This is a genomic window from Clostridium polyendosporum, assembly GCF_018332455.1.
Taxonomy (GTDB): Bacteria; Bacillota; Clostridia; order Clostridiales; family Clostridiaceae; genus Clostridium_AY; species Clostridium_AY polyendosporum.
This window is the reverse complement of record NZ_BOPZ01000003.1, coordinates 196916-219986: the sequence shown is the minus strand read 5'-3', so window position 1 is coordinate 219986 and position 23071 is coordinate 196916. Positions and strand designations below refer to the sequence as shown.

23 protein-coding genes and 1 tRNA gene are annotated in these 23071 nt (G+C 30.2%); 21 read left to right on the top strand and 3 right to left on the bottom strand.

Features of this window, described 5'->3' with window-relative positions; genetic code table 11:
- Positions 1–157 precede the first annotated feature (157 nt).
- Positions 158–937, bottom strand: a complete 780-nt coding sequence (pdaA, locus tag CPJCM30710_RS03235; protein WP_212902738.1) for a delta-lactam-biosynthetic de-N-acetylase — start codon at positions 935–937, stop codon at positions 158–160.
- Positions 938–1107: 170 nt separating this feature from the next.
- Between pdaA and ychF the strand changes: the two genes are divergently transcribed.
- The gene (gene ychF, locus CPJCM30710_RS03230) at positions 1108–2205 is read left to right on the top strand and encodes a redox-regulated ATPase YchF (protein ID WP_212902737.1); all 1098 of its coding nucleotides are present in this window, start codon (positions 1108–1110) and stop codon (positions 2203–2205) included.
- Positions 2206–2308: 103 nt separating this feature from the next.
- Here ychF and CPJCM30710_RS03225 read toward each other — a convergent pair.
- A tRNA-Sec gene (locus CPJCM30710_RS03225) sits at positions 2309–2405 on the bottom strand.
- Positions 2406–3116: 711 nt separating this feature from the next.
- Here CPJCM30710_RS03225 and rsmH point away from each other — a divergent pair.
- From rsmH to CPJCM30710_RS03125, 20 genes are all read left to right on the top strand, one after another.
- On the top strand, positions 3117–4052 hold the full coding sequence (gene rsmH / locus CPJCM30710_RS03220; RefSeq protein ID WP_212902736.1) for a 16S rRNA (cytosine(1402)-N(4))-methyltransferase RsmH: 936 nt from the start codon (positions 3117–3119) through the stop codon (positions 4050–4052).
- 24 nt (positions 4053–4076) lie between these two features.
- The gene (locus CPJCM30710_RS03215; protein WP_212902735.1) at positions 4077–4586 is read left to right on the top strand and encodes an FtsB/FtsL family cell division protein; all 510 of its coding nucleotides are present in this window, start codon (positions 4077–4079) and stop codon (positions 4584–4586) included.
- Positions 4587–4656: 70 nt separating this feature from the next.
- The gene (locus CPJCM30710_RS03210) at positions 4657–6852 is read left to right on the top strand and encodes a stage V sporulation protein D (RefSeq protein WP_212902734.1); all 2196 of its coding nucleotides are present in this window, start codon (positions 4657–4659) and stop codon (positions 6850–6852) included.
- 98 nt (positions 6853–6950) lie between these two features.
- Positions 6951–8417 (top strand): UDP-N-acetylmuramoyl-L-alanyl-D-glutamate--2,6-diaminopimelate ligase, encoded by a 1467-nt coding sequence (locus tag CPJCM30710_RS03205; protein WP_212902733.1) that lies wholly within the window; start codon positions 6951–6953, stop codon positions 8415–8417.
- Positions 8417–9784, top strand: a complete 1368-nt coding sequence (locus tag CPJCM30710_RS03200) for a UDP-N-acetylmuramoyl-tripeptide--D-alanyl-D-alanine ligase (RefSeq protein WP_212902732.1) — start codon at positions 8417–8419, stop codon at positions 9782–9784. Before CPJCM30710_RS03205 ends, CPJCM30710_RS03200 begins: the two co-directional genes overlap by 1 nt.
- A 37-nt stretch (positions 9785–9821) precedes the next feature.
- On the top strand, positions 9822–10784 hold the full coding sequence (gene mraY, locus CPJCM30710_RS03195; protein ID WP_212902731.1) for a phospho-N-acetylmuramoyl-pentapeptide-transferase: 963 nt from the start codon (positions 9822–9824) through the stop codon (positions 10782–10784).
- A 21-nt stretch (positions 10785–10805) separates the two neighbouring features.
- On the top strand, positions 10806–11927 hold the full coding sequence (spoVE, locus tag CPJCM30710_RS03190; protein ID WP_212902730.1) for a stage V sporulation protein E: 1122 nt from the start codon (positions 10806–10808) through the stop codon (positions 11925–11927).
- Between the two features lie 297 nt (positions 11928–12224).
- Positions 12225–12983, top strand: coding sequence for a cell division protein FtsQ/DivIB (locus CPJCM30710_RS03185; RefSeq protein WP_212902729.1), 759 nt, complete (start codon positions 12225–12227; stop codon positions 12981–12983).
- A 1-nt stretch (position 12984) separates the two neighbouring features.
- Positions 12985–13698: a DUF881 domain-containing protein gene (locus CPJCM30710_RS03180; RefSeq protein ID WP_212902728.1), complete on the top strand. Its 714-nt coding sequence runs from the start codon at positions 12985–12987 to the stop codon at positions 13696–13698.
- A gap of 13 nt (positions 13699–13711) precedes the next feature.
- Positions 13712–14050 carry a small basic family protein gene (locus tag CPJCM30710_RS03175; RefSeq protein ID WP_212902727.1) on the top strand — a complete coding sequence of 113 codons (339 nt, stop codon included), beginning with the start codon at positions 13712–13714 and terminating at the stop codon, positions 14048–14050.
- Positions 14051–14062: 12 nt separating this feature from the next.
- Complete coding sequence (locus CPJCM30710_RS03170) at positions 14063–14794, top strand: DUF881 domain-containing protein (RefSeq protein ID WP_212902726.1); 732 nt, start codon at positions 14063–14065, stop codon at positions 14792–14794.
- Between the two features lie 74 nt (positions 14795–14868).
- Positions 14869–15522, top strand: a complete 654-nt coding sequence (locus tag CPJCM30710_RS03165) for a YggS family pyridoxal phosphate-dependent enzyme (RefSeq protein ID WP_212902725.1) — start codon at positions 14869–14871, stop codon at positions 15520–15522.
- Between the two features lie 23 nt (positions 15523–15545).
- Positions 15546–15992, top strand: coding sequence for a cell division protein SepF (locus tag CPJCM30710_RS03160; RefSeq protein WP_212902724.1), 447 nt, complete (start codon positions 15546–15548; stop codon positions 15990–15992).
- Between the two features lie 24 nt (positions 15993–16016).
- Positions 16017–16283, top strand: coding sequence for a YggT family protein (locus tag CPJCM30710_RS18205; RefSeq protein ID WP_407644971.1), 267 nt, complete (start codon positions 16017–16019; stop codon positions 16281–16283).
- Positions 16284–16285: 2 nt separating this feature from the next.
- A complete protein-coding gene (locus tag CPJCM30710_RS03150) occupies positions 16286–17053 on the top strand; it encodes a YlmH family RNA-binding protein (protein ID WP_212902722.1) in 768 nt (255 codons plus the stop codon).
- A gap of 16 nt (positions 17054–17069) precedes the next feature.
- Positions 17070–17672: a DivIVA domain-containing protein gene (locus tag CPJCM30710_RS03145; RefSeq protein WP_212902721.1), complete on the top strand. Its 603-nt coding sequence runs from the start codon at positions 17070–17072 to the stop codon at positions 17670–17672.
- Between the two features lie 247 nt (positions 17673–17919).
- A complete protein-coding gene (locus tag CPJCM30710_RS03140; RefSeq protein WP_212902720.1) occupies positions 17920–18531 on the top strand; it encodes a TraR/DksA C4-type zinc finger protein in 612 nt (203 codons plus the stop codon).
- Positions 18532–18577: 46 nt separating this feature from the next.
- Complete coding sequence (locus CPJCM30710_RS03135; protein WP_212902719.1) at positions 18578–19495, top strand: RluA family pseudouridine synthase; 918 nt, start codon at positions 18578–18580, stop codon at positions 19493–19495.
- Between the two features lie 14 nt (positions 19496–19509).
- Positions 19510–20049, top strand: a complete 540-nt coding sequence (gene pyrR / locus CPJCM30710_RS03130; protein WP_212902718.1) for a bifunctional pyr operon transcriptional regulator/uracil phosphoribosyltransferase PyrR — start codon at positions 19510–19512, stop codon at positions 20047–20049.
- Positions 20050–20075: 26 nt separating this feature from the next.
- Positions 20076–21200 carry a THUMP domain-containing class I SAM-dependent RNA methyltransferase gene (locus CPJCM30710_RS03125; protein WP_212902717.1) on the top strand — a complete coding sequence of 375 codons (1125 nt, stop codon included), beginning with the start codon at positions 20076–20078 and terminating at the stop codon, positions 21198–21200.
- Between the two features lie 63 nt (positions 21201–21263).
- Here the strand turns inward: CPJCM30710_RS03125 and CPJCM30710_RS03120 are convergent, their stop codons facing one another.
- Entirely contained in the window at positions 21264–22985 is a 1722-nt protein-coding gene (locus CPJCM30710_RS03120; RefSeq protein ID WP_212902716.1) for an Rqc2 family fibronectin-binding protein, read from the bottom strand.
- Between the last annotated feature and the right edge of the window lie 86 nt (positions 22986–23071).

The window sequence follows — 23071 nt, the reverse complement described above, 5'->3', positions numbered from 1 at the left end:
ATAAAATTTTATTCAAATTAATAGAAAAGCTCTCTTTTAAAATTTATCCACAAGTTTGCTAGAAAACCCCTCTGTTTTTTAAACAGGGGGTTTTTCAGCAAACTGAAAAAATAACCCTGCTTTATGCAGGGTTATTTTTTAAGTTATATTTCTAGGCTTATTTTAGCTCATCTAAGTTTTTAAATTTATATCCTTGTGCTTTCCATTCAGTAATAACTTCATCAAGAATTTGGGTATTCGTATCAGATACTGCATGAAGCAAAATTATACCCCCATTATGAGTTTTCGATATTATTTTATTTTTAGCGTAGGATGGAAATGGTTGTTTATCAACTAACCAATCTCTGTAAGCAAAGCTCCAAAAAATAGTTTTATAACCTAGTTGTTGAGTTTTCGATAGTGAAAGCTCACTGTATTTGCCCATTGGAGGCCTAAAAAACTTAGGCATTTTCTTGCCGGTTAATTTTTCAAATGCATCTTCAACTTCTGTGAATTCTTTATTAAATGCTTCATCATCATAAATTGTTGCCATGGATGGATGTTTAGAGGAGTGGTTGCATACTAAATGACCTTCTTCTACCATTCGTTTTACTATATCTTCATTTTGAGTAATATATGGTTTAACAACAAAGAAAGCAGCTTTAACATTATGTTTTTTTAGTGTATCTAATATTTTATTAGTATTGCCATTTTCATAGCCTTCATCAAAAGTAAGATATAGTTCCTTGTCCTCAGTGTTCCCAAGAAAGTAGCAATCATATTTAAAGATAAAATGCTTTGTTTCTTTAGGTGGATCTGGTGGACCTTCTTTTTTCCATAAATAATACCAACTGTGTTCCTTGGTATCTATACTCAAATTAGTATTATTTTGAAACACTGAAAAAAAGTTAAATGATAATAACGCTGATAAGGATAAGGAAATAATATTATATATCAAAGTAATCACCTCAATTTTAGTGTAATCGTATAAAGAATATAGATACTGTGATTTTCAAGGTATAATTGGCAATTGATAGAAGGCCTATAATACAATTATTGAAATGTTGGTATTACTAGAGTATAATTTTATAAGGTGTCAGTTTATATAAAAGAAAGGAATGTACATAGATGAAATTAGGAATAGTTGGATTACCGAATGTAGGTAAGAGTACTTTATTTAATGCTATAACACAAGCAGGAGCTGAATCTGCGAACTATCCATTCTGTACTATAGAACCAAACGTAGGAGTGGTGAGTGTACCAGATAAGAGATTAGATGTTCTTGAAAAGATGTATAATACTAAAAGAAAGGTTTATACATCTGTTGAGTTCTATGATATAGCTGGGCTTGTAAGAGGAGCAAGTAAAGGAGAAGGATTAGGAAATAAATTCCTTTCTCATATTAGAGAAGTAGAAGCGATTTGTCACGTGGTAAGATGCTTTAATGATGAAAATGTTGTTCATGTTGAAGGTTCAGTAGATCCAATAAGAGATATAGAAACAATTAACTTAGAGTTGATATTTTCAGATTTAGAAGTTTTAGAAAGAAGAATGGAAAGATCTTTAAAACTGGTTAGATCAGGGGATAAGAAAGCTAAGGAAGAATATGCTTTAATGGAAAGAATGAAAGCACACCTTGAAGCTGGTAAGCCAGTTAGAACTTTAGAGGTTAGCGAAGATGAAGAGGGGTTTATAAAAGGATTATTCCTTATAACCTCAAAGTCAGTTTTATATGTTTGTAACATTTCAGAAGATGAAATGATGGAAGGTAACTTAGAAAATGATTATGTTAAAAAAGTAAAAGAATATGCTGCTAATGAAGATGCAGAGGTTATTGTAGTATGTGCTAGACTTGAAGAAGAACTTTCAGGATTAGAAGAGGAAGAAAAGAAAGAGCTTCTTCAAGAATACGGTCTTGAGGAATCTGGACTAGATAAGCTTGTTCATGCTAGCTATAAGCTTTTAGGTTTAATAAGCTATTTAACAGCAGGAGTACAAGAAGTAAGAGCATGGACAATTGTTAATGGTACAAAAGCACCTCAAGCAGCTAGTAAAATTCACTCAGATATTGAAAGAGGTTTTATAAGAGCTGAGGTTATAGGATATGATGATCTAGTTACTTGTGGTTCAGAAGCAGCTGCAAAAGAAAATGGGCTTTACAGACTAGAAGGTAAAGAATATGTTATGAAAGACGGAGACGTTGTACAATTTAGATTTAATGTATAAGAAGAATTTTCTTTTGATGCATTTTAACTAAAAATGGTTAAGTTAGATTCCAGCTCAGTTTAAAATTTAAAGGCTTTAAAGGAATTTCCTTTAAAGCCTTTTTTGGCGGGAGTATGTAGGAATCGAACCTACCAGTCGTGGTATTAGCACGACAACTCGATTTTGAAGATCGGCAAGGACACCGGTCCTTATCTACCCCCATATATTTTATTTTTTACATTCTACATTTGAAAGTTTAGAAAGTCAATATGCAGTTAGCAAAGAATGCATTAGTATTATCTCCAATATTTAGGCGATTATACATCAAATAATTGACTAGCAACAAGTGAATCCATCTTCTTCTTAAGAGGCTGGGGACGGGTAGTATATATGTATCTTTTATAGCGAAGTTCCGTGAATAAAGTAGCATATTGTAACAAAATTGAAAACTTATTAAAAAGTATCTAATAAAAAAAGGGATTTTAAAATTTCCATAGAATAATATATCTAAAGTGGTTAAGGATGGTTGAAAGTATAGAGAATTTCCTTTAAATTATTAAAGGTAGAATATAGCTATAGATACACAACTTCATAATTAGATATATAATTCATAAAAATAGCCTCGACATGCAATGCTTTTTAAGGAATTGTTTAAGGAGTGAAGTTGTTTATCTTTAGATAATTAAAAAACTCTATAAAATATACGCATCATAGCGTAGAACTATACTGAATATGCAGTAGTTGATAAGGAAATAGTAAGTATTGTGAAGTATTGATAAAACTTGATAGGAATTGTCCTATTAACTTTTATCAAAATTTCACTCTGTAAAATTTAATCAATATCAAGTAGGAAAAAAGGCCTAAAAACAAATTAAATATGGTTATAATGTACATCAGAAAAAGAGTTAATTAGAAGTATAAGGAGAATAAACATGAGTTTTAAACACATTTCAGTAATGTTAAATGAGTGCATTGATGCACTTAATATTAGACAAGATGGCATATATGTGGACTGTACCTTAGGTGGAGCAGGACATTCATCCCATATAGTAAAAAAGTTATCATCTAAAGGAACATTGATAGGAATAGACCAGGATAAAGATGCTTTAAAGGCAGCTAGTGAAAGATTAAAGGATTTTGATAATGTAATTTTTGTTCATAATAATTTTTACAATATAGATTCTATTTTAAATGATTTAGAAATAGAAAAAGTTGATGGAATACTTATGGATTTAGGTGTTTCATCATACCAGCTTGATACTGGTGAAAGAGGCTTCAGTTATATGAAGGATGCACCACTGGACATGAGAATGAATAGAGAAAATTCATTATCAGCTTTTGAAATCGTTAATGATTATAGTGAGGATGAGTTATATAGAATCATTAAGGAGTATGGCGAAGAGAGATTTGCTAAGAGAATTGCAAATTTTATCACTAAAGAAAGGGAGAAAAAAACTATAGAAACAACCTTTGAATTAGTTGATATAATAAAAGCTGCTATACCCGCAAAAATGAGAAGAGAAGGACCACATCCAGCTAAAAGAACTTTTCAAGCTATTAGAATAGAAGTAAACAAAGAATTAGAAATTTTAAATAAAGCTATAAGAGATGGGATAGAAAGATTAAACAAGGGCGGAAGAATGGCAATTATAACCTTTCATTCACTTGAAGATAGAATTGTTAAAAATGTATTTAAGAATCTAGAGAACCCATGTAGTTGTCCTAAGGAGTTTCCTGTGTGTATTTGTGGAAATACTCCCAAGGTGAAAGTAATAACTAGAAAGCCATTAGATCCTACAGAAAAAGAGGTTGAAGAAAACCCAAGAAGTAGAAGTGCTAAGTTAAGAGTTGTAGAAAAAATTATTTAGATTAAGTTATATTAGGATGGGGAAGTGAATAAATTGGTTATGAAGAATTATGATGTAAAAGGGAACGTTGCTTTTAATCCAAAGAGAAAGATTGATGGACCCAATCATGATAAGCAATATGAGAGCTTAAGAAGGTCAAAAATTGAACGTAAAAATAGGTTGCAGGAACAGCAAAAAGCCAGTAGAAAGGCTGCTACGCAAGTAATATTATTAATACTTGTTTTAGGTTTAATTACTATTTGGAGAGATTCTAAGGTATATAACTTGCAAAATCAACTATCTATAACCAATAAACAAATAAAAGATATAAATTCAGAAAATGAAGCATTAAGGATTGAAATAATAAAGTCATCCTCACTTGAAAATATTAAAACTATTGCAGAAAACAATCTAAAGATGTCTGTACCTGAGAAAGAAGATATAGTAAAAGCAGCAGTGACAGAGGATTACTTTAAAGATGATACAATGCTAGCTATAAAGCAAAAAAAACAAGATAAGAACTTACTTGCAAAAATAAAGGATGCACTATTTTAAAGTGCATCCATATATATTTTAAGGTGCATCCATATATTTATAAGTAACAAGTCTTATGGAGGTATAGTAAGTGATAAAAAAATATTATAGGGATAATGCTACATCTAAGAAACGGATGTGGGTGACTATTGTATTGATATCAACTGTATTCTTTGTGTTAACGCTAAGGTTATCGTATATAATGATATTCAAAAGTAAAGAATACTCTGCAAGAGCTATTGAACAATGGACAAGTAGAGTAAAAATTGATGCTGTCAGAGGAAAAATATTAGATAGAAATGGATTTGAATTAGCGGTTAGTGGAAATGTATATAGAGTTGACTTAGATTTAAATGCAATAAGAGAATACCTAAAAAAGAATTCACTTACTAATGAAAATATATCACCTAAAATTGCAGATGCACTAGAAATGGATAATAATGAAGTTTTAAAAAAATTAAATACAAGACTTGCAAGTGGAGCTCCAGCGGGTAGTGCATATCTTGCAAGAAGAATAGAAAAGGATCAAGCAGATAAAGTAAAGGGATTAAAAATAAATGGAGTACTAGTGTCACCAGATACCAAGAGGTATTATACTAATAATAGTTTTCTTGCTCATGTTTTAGGTACCACTAATGTAGATGGGAATGGACTTAATGGTGTAGAACTTATATATAATAACGAATTAGCAGGGGTTCCAGGTGTAAGGATAGCTGAAATTGATAGAAGAAGTGAGGAACTACCATATACAATTTCAAATTTTACTCCACCTATTCCAGGCAAAGATATTACGTTAACTATAGACGAAAAGATGCAATATTTTGCTGAGAAGGCAGCTGAACAGGCCTTAAATGATAATAAAGCAAAAGCTGTTAGTGTAATAGTTATGAATCCAAAAAATGGTGAAATCCTTGCCATGGCAAATAAGCCAGATTTTAATCCTAATAAACCAACAGAAGGAGCTGAAAACTTTGAAGGAAACAATTCAATGGAAAAGCTCCAAAAAATGTGGAGAAATAGATCAGTCAGTGACTCCTTTGAGCCAGGATCAATTTTCAAGGTATTTACAGCCATAGCAGCTTTAGAGGAAAGTACAGGTGGAGGAAGTGAAACTTATAATTGTAATGGTAGTACAACTGTATTAGGTAGAACAATTAAATGCTGGAAAAGAGGAGGACATGGAAGTCAAACTTTCCCAGATATATTAAAGAATTCTTGTAATGTAGCGTTTATAGAGGTAGGAAAGAAGTTAGGCAAAGAAAAGTTAAATGAATATATTAAAAAATTTGGATTCGGAACTAAGTCTAATGTTGATTTACCAGGAGAAGCTAAGGGAATAGTAAAGAGTACAAATTCAATTACTGATGTTGATTTAGCTACTATTTCCTTTGGACAAACCAATACAGTAAATTCAATTCAATTTATGGCAGCCTTTAACGCTATAGCTAATGGTGGAACGTGGATACAACCACATGTTATGAAGGAAGTTTCTCATATAGATGATAATAATACTAAGATAGTAGATAGAAAGTTTGAACCTAAAACTGTTAAGGTAGTTAGTGAAGAAAAAACAAAAGAATTAAGAGGATATCTAGAGAGAGTTGTTTCAGAAGGGTCAGCAAAAAGATCGTTTATTGAGGGATATCATATAGCTGGTAAGACAGGTACTGCACAAAAGGTTAACTCTAAGAATGGTACCTATGAGAGTGGAAAATATATATCATCTTTTGTAGCGATGGCGCCAGCAAGTGATCCTAAGGTAACAGTTATGGTATCTATAGATGAAGCATCAGCTGGGGAATATTATGCAGGGGTTATCGTAACACCGATAGCTAAGATTCTTTTTAATGATATATTCAACTATTTTGATCCAAGTGAATTTCCAAAGGATGAGCAGTTGTTAGCTCAAGATGTTATAATTCCTGAAATAAGAGGTTTACGAGTTGAAGAAGCTAAGAAAAAGTTAAAGGAAGGCAAGTTGAATTTTGATATCGACGGTGATGGTCAATATGTTACTGATGTTAGTCCAAAGCCAGGTTATTCAGTGAGAGAAGATAGTAAGATAAATCTTTACACTGGTAATACGGCTATTTATAATAAAGATATAATTGTGCCAGATTTAAAAGGATATACTAGGGAAGGTGCAACAAAGCTATTAGATAGTATTGGAGTAAAGGCTGTATTTGAGGGAGAAGGAATGATTATAGAACAAAGCATACAGCCAGGAGAACTCGTTCAAAAAGGTACTACAATAAAGTGTCAGTTAAGCAATGACCTTGGTGACTAATTAGCATGTGGCATAGAGCCACATGCTAGTATTTTGTGAAAATAATGAGTGAATTTAAGTGTTTAGATAAGCATATTATGTTAAGGAGATGAATTAGGGTGCTACTTAAAGATTTATTGGTAGGGTTAGATTATAAGCTTATAAAAGGTGATATTGGAGTAAATATTGGCAAAATAGTATATGACAATAGGAAAGCTAAAAATGGTGATATCTTTATTTGTATAAAAGGATTCAAAACAGATGGCCATAAATATGTAGAGGGTGCCATTAGTAATGGAGCAAAAGTAATAGTATGTGAAGATGAAGTTCAAGTTGCTCATGGAATCACTATAATAAAAGTAAAAAATACAAGAATTGCCCTTGCTAAGATGGCATGTAATTATTATGGAAATCCATCATCAAAAATGAAGATGATAGGTATTACAGGAACTAATGGTAAAACCACATCAGCTTTTATGATTAAATCAATTCTTGAGGAATGTGGATATAAAGTTGGTTTAATTGGAACTATTGCAAACTATATAGGTAACAGAATACTTAAGGCAGAGAGAACTACACCGGAATCATTAGAACTTCAAGAGCTTTTTAATGATATGGTTAATGAAGAGGTACAATATTGCGTAATGGAGGTTTCCTCACATTCATTAGAACTAGAAAGAGTATATGGTGTAAAATTTGATGCTGCTGTTTTTACTAATTTAACTAGAGATCATTTAGATTTTCATAAGACTTTTGAAAACTATTATAATGCTAAATTTAAGTTGTTTGAGAGAGCTGAGAATCATATAATTAATATCGATGATGAGTACGGTAGAAAGGCAATAAAAGATATTAAGTATAGAGGTGTACTAGGCAACACCTTAACTGTATGTATTAATAATGAAGGAGATTTAAAAGCTATAGACGTAACAAATACATCAAAGGGAGTATTATTTAAAGTTAATTATAATGGTAATATAAGTGAATTTGAGGTAGAAATACCAGGATTATATAATGTTTATAATGCTTTAGGTTGTATTGGTGCATCAATAGCGCTACAATTACCAATTTCAAAAGTTAAAGAAGGACTAAGTAAAGTAACAGTACCTGGAAGATGTGAAATAACAGCAAAAGAATTTAAATTGCCTTATGATATTATAATAGATTATGCTCATACGCCAGATGGCCTTGAAAATATTTTAAAAACTGCCAGAGGATTTACTAATAATAAATTAATCACTGTCTTTGGTTGTGGTGGTGATAGGGATGTAGCTAAAAGACCAATTATGGGTAAAATAGGAACTGAGTTAAGTGATATAGCTATTATCACCTCTGATAATCCAAGAAGTGAAGACCCAATGGCAATTATTAATGATATATTAAATGGTGTAGAAAAAGACAATTATATTGTCATTGAAAATAGGTATGATGCAATAAAGAAAGCTATTGAGATTGCATTACCTGGTGATGTAATTGTAATAGCAGGAAAAGGTCATGAAACTTACCAAATCTTAAAAGATAAAACCATTGATTTTGATGAAAGAGAAGTGGTTAGAAAAATTTTAGAAAAATTTGAGGTGAAATAATGGAATTACTATCAATCAATGAAATACTTTCAGCAATAAATGGAGAAATAATCGTAGATGGAAAGGATTATTTTTTTAGTAATGTAAACACAGATACTAGGAAAATTGAAGAAAATAGTATATTCTTTGCATTAAAAGGTGAGAATTTTAATGGTAATGATTATGTGTTAGAGGCAGCGGGTAAGGGTGCAAAAATATGTATTGTGGATGAAGTTAAAATACCAGAAAATACACCTGTTAATTGTACTATTATAAAAGTTAATAGTACAAGAGAAGCACTACTTAATCTTGCAAAGTACTATAGGGAGAAGCTTGGAATAAAGATTATTGGAGTTACTGGTTCAACAGGTAAAACATCAACTAAGGATATCTTAGCAGCTTTATTGAGTGAAAGATTTAAAGTCTTTAAGACTATTGGTAACTATAATAACGAGATTGGATTACCTCTTATGATTTTTCAACTGGATAGAAGTTATGATGTAGCAGTACTTGAAATGGGGATGAGTAACTTTAATGAAATTCACGTACTTGCAGATGCTTCTAGACCAGACATTGCTTTAATTACTAACATTGGTATGTCTCATATTGAGAATTTAAAAAGCCGAGAAAATATTTTAAAGGCAAAAATGGAGATTGTAGATTTCTTTAATAAAGATAATTTCTTAGTGGTAAATGGAGATGATGATTTTCTTGCAGATCTAATGCCTGATAATTATCAAATTATAAAGACCGGTACAAATGATAATTTTAATATATATGCAAAAGATATAAAGCTATTGGAAGATTGCACTGAATTTGCAGTAGAAGCTGAAGGTGAAGAATATAGATTTGTTTTACCTATGTTAGGAAAACACAATGTTCAAAATTGTCTTTTAGGTATTGCAGCTGGAAGATTACTTGGAATGTCCCTTAAAGATATGAATAAAGGATTAAATAACATAGTACCAACATCAATGAGACTAGAGATTATAAAAAAGGATGATTTTATAATAATTAATGATTGTTATAATGCGAGTCCATCATCAATAAAGGCAGCTTTGGATGTACAAAAAAATATACAGGGCAAAAGAAAAATTGCTATTTTAGGTACCATGAGAGAACTTGGGGATGAGTCTTTTAATGCGCATATGGAAGTTGGAAAATATGCAAAAGTTCTAGGGGTTGATTTAATATTAGCATGTGGAGAGTTTTCAGAAGGATATGAAGAAGGATTTGGAAAAGAGGGTTGTATCCTATTTGATACAAAAGAAATGTTAATAAATTCATTAAAAAACAATTTGAAAAAAGAAGATATAATTTTAGTAAAAGCATCTAGAGGTATGAAATTTGAAGATATTATTAAAGAACTAAAGGGGTTAAATTTATAACGAAGGAGGTGAGGCTACTCTTTAGGAGTAGCATTCAATGAGTAATTTAACAAATACAGCATTAATAGTTTCAATATTAATAAGTTTTATTGGTGCATCAATAGTAGGTCCTGTAGTTATTCCTTTATTACATAGGTTAAAATTTGGACAAAACATAAGGGAGGATGGGCCACAAACCCATTTAAAAAAAGCAGGAACTCCAACAATAGGAGGAGTAATTTTTATATTTTCCACTATAATTACAATGCTAATTATGGTATCAGACGTTACTGATGAAGCAATGGTGGTATTGTATGCATTTGTTGCTTATGGTTTTGTTGGATTCTTAGATGATATACTTAAAATAATTCATAAAAATAATCTTGGTTTAAGGGCATGGCAAAAGATGATCCTATTATTAATTATGTCAGGGGCACTGGCTTACTATGCATATGTTAATTTAGGTACTAGTATAATTGTTCCTTTTTCGAGACAGCAACTTAATTTAGGAATTCTTTTTATACCATTTATAATATTCTATTTTGCAGCAACAACCAATGCAGTTAATTTAACAGATGGATTAGATGGCTTAGCCACGTCAGTAACTGTACTTGTTATAACCTTTTTAGCGACTTTAAGTATTAGTATGGGACATTATACATTATCAATTTTTTGTATAGCTTTAGCAGGAGCTTTACTTGGATTTTTAAGATTTAATGCTTTTCCAGCAAGAGTTTTTATGGGAGACACAGGTTCATTAGCTCTTGGAGGAGCAGTTGGTGCAGTAGCAATGATGTTGAAAATGGAATTGATAGTGCTAATGGTTGGTGGAATTTATGTATTAGAAACTCTTTCTGTAATAATACAGGTTATGTCTTTTAAGCTTACAGGTAAAAGAGTCTTTAAGATGGCACCTATACACCACCATTTTGAACAGCTAGGATGGAGTGAAACAAAAATAGTTTCAATCTTTTCTATTATAACAGTATTATTATGCCTTATTGCTTTCTTGTCTTTATAGTAATTTTAGGAGGATTGAGAAATGAAAAAGGCAAAGCCTAGAATGGGACAAATAGATTATGTTATTTTTTACACAGTATTTTTTCTTTTAGCTATTGGGGTAGTTATGGTTTATAGTGCTAGCTCATATTACTCAATATATAAAATGCATGATAGTATGTTTTTTCTAAAGAGACAACTTCTTTGGTCTTTATTGGGAATAAGTGCTATGATGGTAATGATGTCCATTGACTATCATTATTTGAAGAAATATACTAGATTGATGATGGTAGCGTGTATTCCTCTTTTAATAGCAGTATTCTTTTTTAAAGATGTAAATGGAGCTAATAGATGGATACAACTCGGACCACTATCTTTTCAACCTTCAGAAATAACAAAGTATGTAGTTGTATTATTTATGGCAATGAGCATAGAAAAAAGGGGTGAAAAGATTAAATCCTTTAGAGGTGGTATTTTACCTTATCTGATAGTTTCAGGTTTTTATGCTGCGTTAATTCTTAAAGAAAAAAATTTAAGTATAGCTTCTGTAATAATGATTGTAACATTAATTGTATTATTTATAGCAGGTGCAAAGATAACTACATTGTGCTTTGGGGTAGTTCCCTCATTTGTAGCAGCAGCGTTATTCTTTATCTTTAGTGAACCTTATAGAAAAGCAAGGTTACTAAATTTTCTTGACCCGTGGCAAGATCCAGTTAATAATGGATATCAATTAATACAATCCTTTTATGCTTTGGGTGCAGGAGGAATTACAGGTTTAGGACTTGGTCAGTCAAGGCAAAAGACGCTATATATGCCCGAACCTCATAATGATTTCATTTTTGCAATTATTGGTGAGGAACTTGGTCTTATCGGATGTACATTAATAATATTATTATTCGTAATATTTGTGTTTAGAGGTATTAGAGTAGCTATGAACGCAAGAGATACCTATGGAAAACTATTGGCTACGGGGATAACATCTGTAATAGCAGTTCAAGCTATAATAAATATAGCAGTTGTTACTGGTTCCATGCCTGTTACAGGAGTTCCACTTCCTTTTATAAGTTATGGAGGAAGTTCGCTTGTAATAAATATGTTAGCAATGGGTATACTCATCAATATTTCTAGACAGGTAGAGAATAATAAAAATTTAAAAGTTTAGCGTTACTTATTAGGTAACGCTTTTTCTTTAAGTTATTTAGTTGTGATAAACTTAAGTTAGTCTAAAGGCTCAATTTAATAAATTTCTGATGAAAAAAGTGTAATTTAATGATATTATAATAATTGACAATAAAAATATACTAATAAGTTTTAATTAAGTTTAAGAATTTAAAGATATAAATTCAGAAGTAATTTTTTTATTTTACTAAGGATTACATTAAATTTTATTTTCATGAATTATTTAAGAATTCAGGTTGTTTATCTTGATAACTAAATTGTTTCAAAAAGAAGGGGTAGTATGGATAAGGATATTAGTAAGTTTATTAATAATAGAAAAAAACGTAAAAAAATAAAAAAAGCTATGTTATTCTTTATCTTGTTTTTAGCATTATTTATACTATTATTGGGCAAGGCTCCTTTTTTTAATGTTAAACAGATTATAATTAATAATAATAAGATTATTGATACCCAAGAAATTTTAAAGCTTTGTGATGTATATGAAAAAAATATTTTTTATATAAATACAAAAGATTTAACAGATAACATAAAAACAAATCCATATATAGAAAATGTTGCTTTATCAAGAATATTACCTGATAAGTTAGTGGTGAAAGTTGAGGAAAGAAAGGCTATTTTTTATATAAAGTTAAGTGATGGCATATATGTTTTAAGTCCGAATTTAACCATATTAGAAAAAAGGCAAGATATTGAAGGATTAAATCTTATTGAATTAATTGGTGTAGATGGAAAACCAACTAATGTTGGTGAAAATATAACTTCAAATGTTAAGCAACAAATGATATCTGAAAATATTGGAGAGTTCTTACAGATAAATGACAGTAATGTTGTATTTTCGTCTGTAGATATTAAAAATCCAATGGGTATAGTTTTAAATTATAACGATATAAAGATTTTAGTTGGTAATGACGAGAATTTAAAGCCTAAGTTGAATACAGCAATAAATGTACTTTTAGATGAAAATATTGGACTTACCAAGGGATACATTGATGTTAGCTTTAATGGTAGTCCTGTAATTAAACAAGAAGGAGGAAGCTGACATGAAAAAGATAGCCTCTCAGGTTGTTTTGGCTTTAGTTTGTGCATTATTAGGGTTTTTGTTAGCTTATCAGTTTAAACTTGTAAATAGCAAAGAAAAAGAAGCTATTCCAAGGTATGAACAAACTGATGTAATAGCAGAAATTGATGCACTTAAAAAGGAGAAGGAAGAACTACAAAAGCAGAATAATTCTTTAAGTGAGGAACTAAAAAAAATAGAAGAGTCTGCTACAAAGGTTGGAGATGTAACTAAGGAGATAAAGCAGCAGCTAGATAGGACTAGAATGATTTTAGGAACTGTTGACGTTAATGGACCAGGGGTTATATTATATCTAACACCTAAGTCACCAGTTTTTAAAGCAAATAATGCAGATTATATTTCAGAAAATGAACTTGTTCATATACTTAATATATTAAATTTTTCAGGTGCTGAAGCTGTTTCAATAAATGATATTAGAATAACTCCTCAGACTGGAGTTAAAAATGCAAGTAACTATATTTGGATAGGTAACAATGAGAGAATACCTCCAAATAAAAATATTGTGATTAAGGCTATAGGGGATAAAACTAAGCTGTATGGTGGTTTGAGTTTTGCTGGTGCGTTAAACTATGGAGTTTTATCAAATTATGATACAAAAATAGAAACTAATAATAACATTACTATATCAAAGTCTTCACAGGTAATAAGCAATGATTTTATTAAACCTGTAAAATAAGGAGTGAATATAATTGATAGCTTTTATTGGTCTGTTAATAGGAGTAATTGTGGGTGTAATATGGAATGTAGATATTCCTGAAAAATTTTCTCCATATATGTCCGTTGCAATACTTGCTTGTTTAGATTCAGTTTTCGGTGCTATAAGAGCTAACTTATCAAAAAACTTTCAAGCAGATATCTTTATCTCTGGATTTTTTGGTAATTCAGTATTAGCAGTAGCATTAGCATATTTAGGGGATAAGCTTGGTATTCCAATTTACATAGCAGCAGTTATTGTATTTGGAGGAAGAATATTTGATAACTTTGCTATAGTAAGAAGACTTCTTATAGAAAAGGCTAAATCACGCTGATGAGGTGATTAGATGAAAAATAATGAATCAATGATTTTTGTATTTATTGCTTCCATAATAATAGGAGTACTTATCTCTTTAAATTTTAATTTTAAAAGAACATCAAATTCTTTTCAGATAAGTGCGCAACAATATCAAGAAGCATATAATCAAAGAAATAAGTTATATAGTGAAATTTCAAATTTAAGAGAATCAAATCATAACATGACAAATAAAATCAATAAATATAAATATAGTGATTCAAAAGCAGAAAAACTAATTGAAGATGTTAATAAGGAACTTAATTATAATAAGATGATTGCAGGATTTAGCTCTGTAAAAGGAAAAGGAATAAAAATGATTATCAGAGATGGAAGTACTGAATTTCCAGAAGGAGATGAAAATAATATTTTAATCTTATTAAGAACTTTACATGATGATGATATGATAAAAGTTGTTAATGAATTAAAGGTTGCAGGAGCACAAGCAATTGCTATTAACAATCAGAGGGTTTTACCAAACACTGAAATATTTTGTAGTTGGGCTTTTTTAAGAATAAATGGTGAACAGATACCAGCACCATTTGTAGTTAATGTCGTTGGGGATCCAGATGTATTAGAAAATACTTTAATGAGAGACGACGGATTTATAAGAACACTTATTAATAGAGGTATAGAAGTAGAAATTTCAAAAGAAAACGAAATGATAATGCCGGCAGAGATAGGTACTATTTCTTATGATAATCTTACACTTAGTAGTAAATAAGTGTAAGGTTTCATATTTTATGAAGGATTTTTGCTACTTTTGGAGAATATATAATTTCAGAAGGAGAGATAGCTTTGAATATTAAAGAAAATATAGATTATATTTTAGAACAACTACCCAAAGGGGTAACCCTTGTAGCAGTTTCGAAAACTAAACCTATAGAGTTAATGGAAGAAGCATATAAATGTGGAATAAAGGATTTTGCTGAAAATAAAGTGCAAGAATTATTAGAAAAACATGAGAATTTTCATAGTGATGTAAAATGGCATTTTATTGGACATTTACAAACAAATAAAGTAAAATATTTAGTAGGAAAAGTACACTTAATTCATTCTTTAGACAGCGTTAAGTTATTAAATCAGATTGAAAAAAGTTTTGGTAAAGCTAATGAGGTTGCTAATGTACTTATTCAAATTAATATAGGGCGAGAAGCAACCAAGTCGGGAATGCTTGTAGAAGATTTAAGTGAATTTATTTCTGCATTAGAATCTTGTGAGTTTGTTAAAGCAAGAGGATTAATGGTTATAATACCCAAAGGAAATGAACAAAGTAATCGATATTATTTCCAAAAGACAAAAAAGATTTATGAGGACTTAAAGAATACTTCGTATAAGAATTTTTGTATGGAAATATTATCTATGGGGATGACAAATGATTTTAAGATAGCAGTAGAAGAAGGATCCAACATGGTTAGAGTTGGTGAAGGTATTTTTGGAAAGAGGATATAAAATAAAGTTAAGGAGGAATTATTATGGCAGCAAAGATGTTTAGTCGAATGAAAGAAATTCTAGGTTTTGAAGAGTATGAAGAAGAACTAGATGAACGTGAAGAAGATAATAATGTGGAAGAGGAGGATATAGAACCTGTTATTCCATCAAAGAAAAGTAATAAAGTTGTGAATATACACACTGCTACTTCTGCTAAGGTTATGATCACTAAACCTGCTGCATATGAGGATGCAACAGAGATATGTGATGCATTAAAGAATAGAAAGATTATTGTAGTGAATACAAGTGGATTAGAAATAAAGATTGCTCAAAGATTATTAGATTTTATTAGTGGAGCTTGTTATGCGTTAACAGGAGAACTTCAAGAAGTAGAAAGAGGAGTATATATTCTTTCACCTTCAAATGTAGAAGTTACAAATGAGTTGAAATCAGAATTAACTAACAAGGGAATTTTTAATTGGTCAAAATAAACTGGTGAGAATAAATAGGAGGGGATTAAAATAGCACTAGTAAGAACCTCAATAGATTTACTATTTAATTTTATAGAACTTGTAATCTTTGCTGATGTGATTTTAGCATTAGTTTTTATGTCGAAACCTAACAAAGTATTATATTTTATAAGGCTTATAACTGAGCCTATTTTATCTCCATTTAAAAAAATACAGCAAAAACTAATTCCAAATGTGCCAGTTGATTTTTCTCCGTTTTTTGCATTAGTTACTTTAAATATAGTTGAAAAATTAATATATTCTATTTTATAAAAATGAATAAAAAGGAATTTTTATCTGTTATTAAAGTTGCTGAAGTTAATGATTTTGATGCCATCTATAATAAAATAAAACTGGCACTAGAGAAAGATATAACAGTTTTTACGAATGAGTTTTATCCACCAAGCATTTGTGAATCAATTACAGTTTATTGCAACTCCAAGGGTATAAATTGTAAAGCTTTTGGTGGCTTTAATGAGAGTGAAAGAAGAATAATCTGTTTTAATTATTGTGAGTATTATGAATGGCCTTTTAAAATGTTTAAGATTTCCTATAATTCTAAGTTTGGTCTTTTAAAGCATAAGGATTTTCTTGGAGCTATTTTAGCTTTAGGAGTAAAAAGAGAAAAAATAGGAGATCTAGTTGTTTATAATGACTCATGTTTTCTAGCTGTACATGAGGATATAAGTGATTACGTACAGTGTAATTTGAATAGTGTCGGAAAATATCCGTGTTCAATAACCAATATAATAAACTTAAGTGAATTACCAGAACCAAGGTTCGAAGAAGTAATTGTGTTAGTACCTTCATTGAGAATTGATGCCCTTGTTTCTTCAATATGTAATTTATCAAGAAATGAAGGTGTTAACATGGTTAGTGGAGGAAAGGTTTTGATAAATTATTTAACTGTTATAGATAAAAGCTTTGAAGTTAAATTAAAAAGCAAAGTAACAGTAAGAGGTTATGGGAAATTTATTGTGGATGAACAACTTGGAAAAAGTAAGAGTGGTAAGTTAAAGTTGATTATAAAAAAATATATATAAGTTTGAGGTGAACTACATGAAGCTTACACCAATGGAGATTAACAATAAAGAATTTAAAAAGGTATTAAGAGGATATAGTATAGAAGAGGTAGATGGATTTTTAGATAAAGTGGTTGAAGATTATGAAGAAATTTTTAGAGAAAATGCTTTAATTAAAGAAAAGTTAGCTTCAATGACTGAGAAAGTAGACCATTATGTAAAGATAGAAAATACTATTCAAAATACTTTGTTATTAGCACAAAATACTGCTGAACAGGCAAAGGCTAATGCTCAAAAGGAAGCAGATATAACTATAAGAAGTGCAAATGATACTGCACAGAAGATATTAGATAAAGCTCACCATGATGTAATTCAAGTAAATGATGAGTATGATAGAGTTAGACACGAATTTGTTAAATTTAAATCAAAGTTTAGAAATTTTATGAATACACAACTTGAAACCTTTGATGATTTAGAAAAAGAATTCATTAAGAATTTTAATATATCACGTCCAGTAGAAGAAATAAGTGAAAAAGACATACAGAATGAAGAAGAAGAATGTAAAACTAAGAATTTTAGTGAAGAAGAAATAATTAGTGAAGAAATAGATGAAATTAAAAGTTTTTTTGCCAATAAGTAATAAAATCCTACTCAAAAGAGTGGGATTTTATAATTTGTTGCAATTTTACAAAGTGAAATCTGAATAAAATTGAATAGGCTTCATATCTATTCAATTTTATTTTTGTATATTATCTTGATTTAAACTATATTTATAAATTATTATATAATAATGAGGTTATTTATTTTCTTGCTAAACCTTAATAGGTTATAAAAATCCGTCCTTTTGAAAAAATAGTAATATGTATTATTTTGAAAGGATGAGATATATGGAACAAAAAGAATTGAATAATTATAAAGAGAAATTATATAAAGAAAAGCAAAGGATTAATGATCTTATCAAGCAGTTACAAGATAGTGGTGAAGTAAATACTACAAAACTCATAGATTCTGAATTATCATTTTACGATAATCATGATGGAGATTTAGGTGCTGAGATATTTATCATGGAAAGAGGAAGGGCATTAAAGGGCAATGAGAATTATTTGTTAGAAAAAGTTGAGGATGCTCTTAAATCAATAGATGATGGTACTTATGGTGTATGCAAAAAATGTGGGAGAGAGATATCCAAAGAAAGATTAGATTTCTTACCTTATGCGCAAAACTGTATTAAATGTCAAAATGAGATTTCTACTATAAAAACGTATAACAGTGAACAAAGACCAATTGAAGAAATTGTAATAGGACCTCCTTTTGGATATGGATATAATGATTACGATGTTGATCAACAGGTACCATTTGATGCAGAGGACTCATATCAGTCTGTAGAACGTTTTAATAGGTTAAGAAATATTGTAGAATATTATGATGATGATAATATGTATGTTGAAGATGTCGAGAAAATTAGTAATCAACAGTATAGAAACCAACTTCCAGATTAATATTGATTAGGGATGGGGAAGGATTTTTTGAAAAGGACGTTGATATATGGAAGAGTTAGTTTTTCAAGTAAAAAAAGAAGATTCTGGTGAAAGAGTAGATAAGTTTTTATCAGTTATTATAGAAGATAAGTCTAGATCTTTCTTTCAGGGATTGATTGAGGAAAAAAATGTACTTGTCAATGGTAAAGCTATTAAAAGTAACTATAAGCTGAAAGAAGGAGATGCAGTTTTAGTGGACATTCCTGAGCCTATAGAACTTACTGCTGAGGCAGAAAATATTTCTTTGGAAATAGTCTATGAAGATGAAGATGTTATAGTAGTAAACAAACCACAGGGGATGGTGGTTCATCCAGCGGTAGGTAATTATACAGGAACACTGGTTAATGCATTATTATTTCATTGTAGGGACTTGTCAGGAATTAATGGTGTAATTCGACCAGGAATTGTTCATCGTATTGATAAGGATACATCAGGACTTCTTGTAGTAGCAAAAAATGATTTTGCTCATAATAACTTGGCGCAGCAGTTTAAGGACCACTCTATAAATAGAGAGTACTATGCAATTTTAGAAGGTAGACTAAATAAAGATAGCGGAACTATAGATGCACCTTTAGCGCGCCATCAAACAGAAAGATTAAAGATTGCTGTTGTTCAGGGGGGAAGAAGGGCTATAACTCATTATGAGGTTATGGAGAGGTACAAAGCAAATACCCTTGTAAAATGCAAGTTAGAAACAGGAAGAACGCATCAAATAAGAGTACATATGGCTTTTATAGGTCATCCCCTAGTTGGCGATCCAGTATATGGGTTCAAAAAACAAAGATTTAATCTTGAAGGACAGATGTTGCATGCTAAGATTTTAGGTTTTATCCACCCAACTAAAGGAAAGTACATGGAATTTTCTTCAGAGCTACCGAATCACTTTATAAGAATATTAGAGAAGCTTAGAGGAGAAAGTTTATAGGGAGGGGATATATTATGAATTTGAAGGCGGTTTTGCTGGATGAAAATGCTATAAGAAGAAGTTTAGTTAGAATTGCTCATGAAATTATAGAAAAGAATAAGGGTGTTGATGATATTGTATTAATAGGTATTAAAAGAAGAGGGTACCCTATAGCTAAAAGGATTTCAGAGCAAATCTTAAAGATAGAAGGTGTAGAGGTTCCCGTTGGTAGTGTAGATATTACATTATATAGAGATGATTTGAGTAATACTGGTGATAGACCAATGGTAAAAGGAACAAATATAGAAGTAACAGTTAGAGATAAGAAGGTAATATTAGTTGATGATGTCCTGTATACTTGTAGAACGGTAAGAGCTGCTATTGATGCTGTAATGGATTGTGGCAGGCCAATTTTTATACAACTTGCTGTGTTAATAGATAGGGGACATAAGGAACTTCCAATTAGAGCAGATTATGTGGGGAAAAATATTCCAACTTCTAAAAATGAAGTCATTGGAGTTGAAATAAATGAAATAGATGGAGTAGACGCTGTAAAGATATATGAAAAATTTTAGATTTAATTTTACAAGGAGTTTTTAACATGAATTATGATTTAATTGCCACCACAACCTTTGGTATAGAATCCATAACTGCGAAGGAATTAAAAGAATTAGGATATGAAGATCTAAAGATAGAAAATGGAAAAGTAAGCTATGAAGGGGATGAAATGGATATAGCCATCACTAATACTTGGCTTAGAACTGCTGATAGAATACTTATAAAAGTTGCTGAGTTTAAAGCTATAACATTTGAAGAACTTTTTCAGGGTACTTTAGCTGTAGAATGGGGTAATATTATACCTGTTGATGGTAAAATGCATGTTGTTGGAAAGTCAATAAAATCCACTTTATTTAGTGTGCCAGACTGTCAGTCTATAGTAAAAAAAGCTGTAGTAAAGAGTATGCAGAGAAAATATAATAAAGAGATATTTTCTGAAAGCGGGCCTGTGTATAAAATAGAAGTTGCTCTCTTAAAAGATATAGTTACTTTAACTATAGATACTACCGGATCTGGATTACATAAAAGAGGATATAGAGAAAATGCAGGTGAGGCACCATTAAAAGAAACACTTGCTGCTAGTTTAGTTCTATTATCTAAATGGAAAGCAGATAGATTACTTGTAGATCCATTCTGTGGTTCAGGAACAATTCTAATAGAAGCTGCTATGATAGGTTCAAATATGGCTCCAGGTCTTAATAGAAACTTTGTCTGTGAAGAGTGGCCAAATATGAGTAAAAGTCTATGGGATCAGGTTAGAGCGGGTGCGAAGAATTCCATCAAGAAAAATGAAATGCAGCTGATAGGATACGATATAAATGAAAGAGTACTTAGAACAGCAAGAAGAAATGCAGAAAAAGCAGGAGTTCAAAATTACATAGATTTTCAGAGGTTAGACTTCAAAGATTTTTCTTCAAAGAGAAAGTATGGTTATATAATTACAAATCCACCGTATGGTGAGAGAATAGGAGAAAAGTCTGAAGTTGAATTATTATACAAAAGGTTAGGTAATTTAAAAGAAGGCCTTAATACATGGGATTTTAATATCCTTACTTCTTATTTAGGATTTGAAAAACTGTTTGGTAGGAAAGCAACAAAAAATAGAAAGTTATATAATGGAAGATTGTTATGTTATTATTATCAGTATTTTGATAATGAACTAAGATAAAGCTTAGTAGATAAGAAGTTTTATAAGATTTCAATTTGTGAAATGGCAGCAAATAAGAGAGTGCTACTGCACTCTCTTAATTTTGGGTTCTACTGGTGTTACATACATTGTTTTGTTTGTATAATAAATTACCATACCAGGCTTTGAACCAGAGGGTTTTTTAACATTTCTAACTTGAGTATAGTCTATTGGTACCTTAGATGAGTTTTTTGCTTTGCTATAATATGCAGCTAATAAAGCAGCTTCTTCTAAGGTTTTATCAGGTAAATTTGTTCCTTTTATTATTACGTGAGATCCTGGAATATCTTTGGTATGCAGCCAAGTATCATTTTTGTCAGCAAATTTTAAAGTTAAATAATCATTTTGTATATTATTTTTACCAACATATATATCAATACCGTCACTTGATATAAAATGTAACGGCTTAGAAGGCTTTGGATTTTTTGAAGAGCTTCTTTTGAACTTAATATAACCAGATTCTATAAGCTCATTTTTAATTTCTTCAATTTCATTGTAACTTTCAGTGTTAAGTAAATTAGTCATAACAGAATTAAGGTATTCAAGCTCTTCTTTATTTTTTTTAAGTTGTTCTACAGCTGTTTCTTCAGATTTTTTTAACTTAGTGTACTTTTTAAAATAATTTTGGATATTTTCAGAAGGGGTTTTGTTCTCATCCAATTTTATTGCAATATATTCAGTAGTTTCGCTATAATAATTTAACAATGATACTTCTTTAGCACCTTTTTCTATTTCATAGATATAAGAAGTAAGAAGTTCACCTTTTATTCTAAGGTCTTCTTTTTCACCACATTCTTGTAATGTATTTTCTAAAATCTTTGATTTTTTTATACATCTTTCTATATTTGTATTTATTAATCTCTGTAGATCAATAGAACGTGCGTGGAGTCTATCTTGTTTATCTTTTTCTGAATAGAAATCGTCTAACAATTGAGATGGATCATTGTAGTTTATTAAATCATAATTTTTAAGACTTTCAAGTTTTATACAATAAAAATCTTTGTATTTATTAGTGCTGCTTTCATAGTAGATAGTGTTACATATATTAGAATTTAGCATTTTAAAGAATTCCTGGATAAATACAAATAAATTATCTAATGAAAAATTATAATTATACTTTTTTGTAAAGAGTACGAAGAGTTCTTGTGATAAAATTTTACTTGTACCCATAAAAATCTTACTAAAGAAATTTTCATCTGGAGTTAAACAAGATGTAAGCATATTGTCTAGATCATCTTTTGAAAAGCAAAAGGGATTTAACTTATTACTTTCAGGTGGATAAATGTATGTAACTCCAGGATAAAGAGAACGATAACTGTTAATGTCAGGAGTTATATGTTTAATTGATTCCATAACTCTATTATCTCTTTGTCTAACAAGTGAGATATTACTATGTCTGCCCATTATTTCAATTATTAATGAATAAATGCTATTAAAACCTAATTCATCAGAGGTTTCTATATCAATAATTATAATTCTGTCACAGTTTTGTTGATGAACATTAATTATTCGTCCACCTATTAAATATTTTCTAAGTACCATACAAAACATAGGTGCTTTAAGTGGATTTGTTTTTGAATGTTTTGTAAAATGAATTCGAGGATAGGTAGCGCTGGAAGAGATTAGAAGTTTTGAATTCTTATTTCCACGTATTGATAGAACTATTTCATCCTTTTCAGGTTGATTAACTTTATCAATTTTACAATTAAGTATTTGAGATTTTAAATTTGAGATTAAAGTTGATAAAAAAACTCCGTCTAGTGCCATAATATCTTCCTTTCTAAAGACAAATAAATCTAATTTTGAATAGGGATTATAGTAATTATCTTTAGTATAGCATTTTTCACCATTTT

What these genes read in the sequence shown, in the direction of transcription:
- CPJCM30710_RS03125 (WP_212902717.1), top strand. Translation starts at nt 20,076, where the DNA reads ATGAATTATGATTTAATTGCCACCACAACCTTTGGTATAGAATCCATA.
- CPJCM30710_RS03200 (WP_212902732.1), top strand. Translation starts at nt 8,417, where the DNA reads ATGGAATTACTATCAATCAATGAAATACTTTCAGCAATAAATGGAGAA.
- CPJCM30710_RS03120 (WP_212902716.1), bottom strand. Translation starts at nt 22,985, where the DNA reads ATGGCACTAGACGGAGTTTTTTTATCAACTTTAATCTCAAATTTAAAA.
- mraY (WP_212902731.1), top strand. Translation starts at nt 9,822, where the DNA reads ATGAGTAATTTAACAAATACAGCATTAATAGTTTCAATATTAATAAGT.
- CPJCM30710_RS03160 (WP_212902724.1), top strand. Translation starts at nt 15,546, where the DNA reads ATGGCAGCAAAGATGTTTAGTCGAATGAAAGAAATTCTAGGTTTTGAA.
- rsmH (WP_212902736.1), top strand. Translation starts at nt 3,117, where the DNA reads ATGAGTTTTAAACACATTTCAGTAATGTTAAATGAGTGCATTGATGCA.
- ychF (WP_212902737.1), top strand. Translation starts at nt 1,108, where the DNA reads ATGAAATTAGGAATAGTTGGATTACCGAATGTAGGTAAGAGTACTTTA.
- CPJCM30710_RS03185 (WP_212902729.1), top strand. Translation starts at nt 12,225, where the DNA reads ATGGATAAGGATATTAGTAAGTTTATTAATAATAGAAAAAAACGTAAA.
- CPJCM30710_RS03145 (WP_212902721.1), top strand. Translation starts at nt 17,070, where the DNA reads ATGAAGCTTACACCAATGGAGATTAACAATAAAGAATTTAAAAAGGTA.
- spoVE (WP_212902730.1), top strand. Translation starts at nt 10,806, where the DNA reads ATGAAAAAGGCAAAGCCTAGAATGGGACAAATAGATTATGTTATTTTT.
- CPJCM30710_RS03170 (WP_212902726.1), top strand. Translation starts at nt 14,063, where the DNA reads ATGAAAAATAATGAATCAATGATTTTTGTATTTATTGCTTCCATAATA.
- CPJCM30710_RS03135 (WP_212902719.1), top strand. Translation starts at nt 18,578, where the DNA reads ATGGAAGAGTTAGTTTTTCAAGTAAAAAAAGAAGATTCTGGTGAAAGA.
- pyrR (WP_212902718.1), top strand. Translation starts at nt 19,510, where the DNA reads ATGAATTTGAAGGCGGTTTTGCTGGATGAAAATGCTATAAGAAGAAGT.
- CPJCM30710_RS03150 (WP_212902722.1), top strand. Translation starts at nt 16,286, where the DNA reads ATGAATAAAAAGGAATTTTTATCTGTTATTAAAGTTGCTGAAGTTAAT.
- CPJCM30710_RS03140 (WP_212902720.1), top strand. Translation starts at nt 17,920, where the DNA reads ATGGAACAAAAAGAATTGAATAATTATAAAGAGAAATTATATAAAGAA.
- CPJCM30710_RS03180 (WP_212902728.1), top strand. Translation starts at nt 12,985, where the DNA reads ATGAAAAAGATAGCCTCTCAGGTTGTTTTGGCTTTAGTTTGTGCATTA.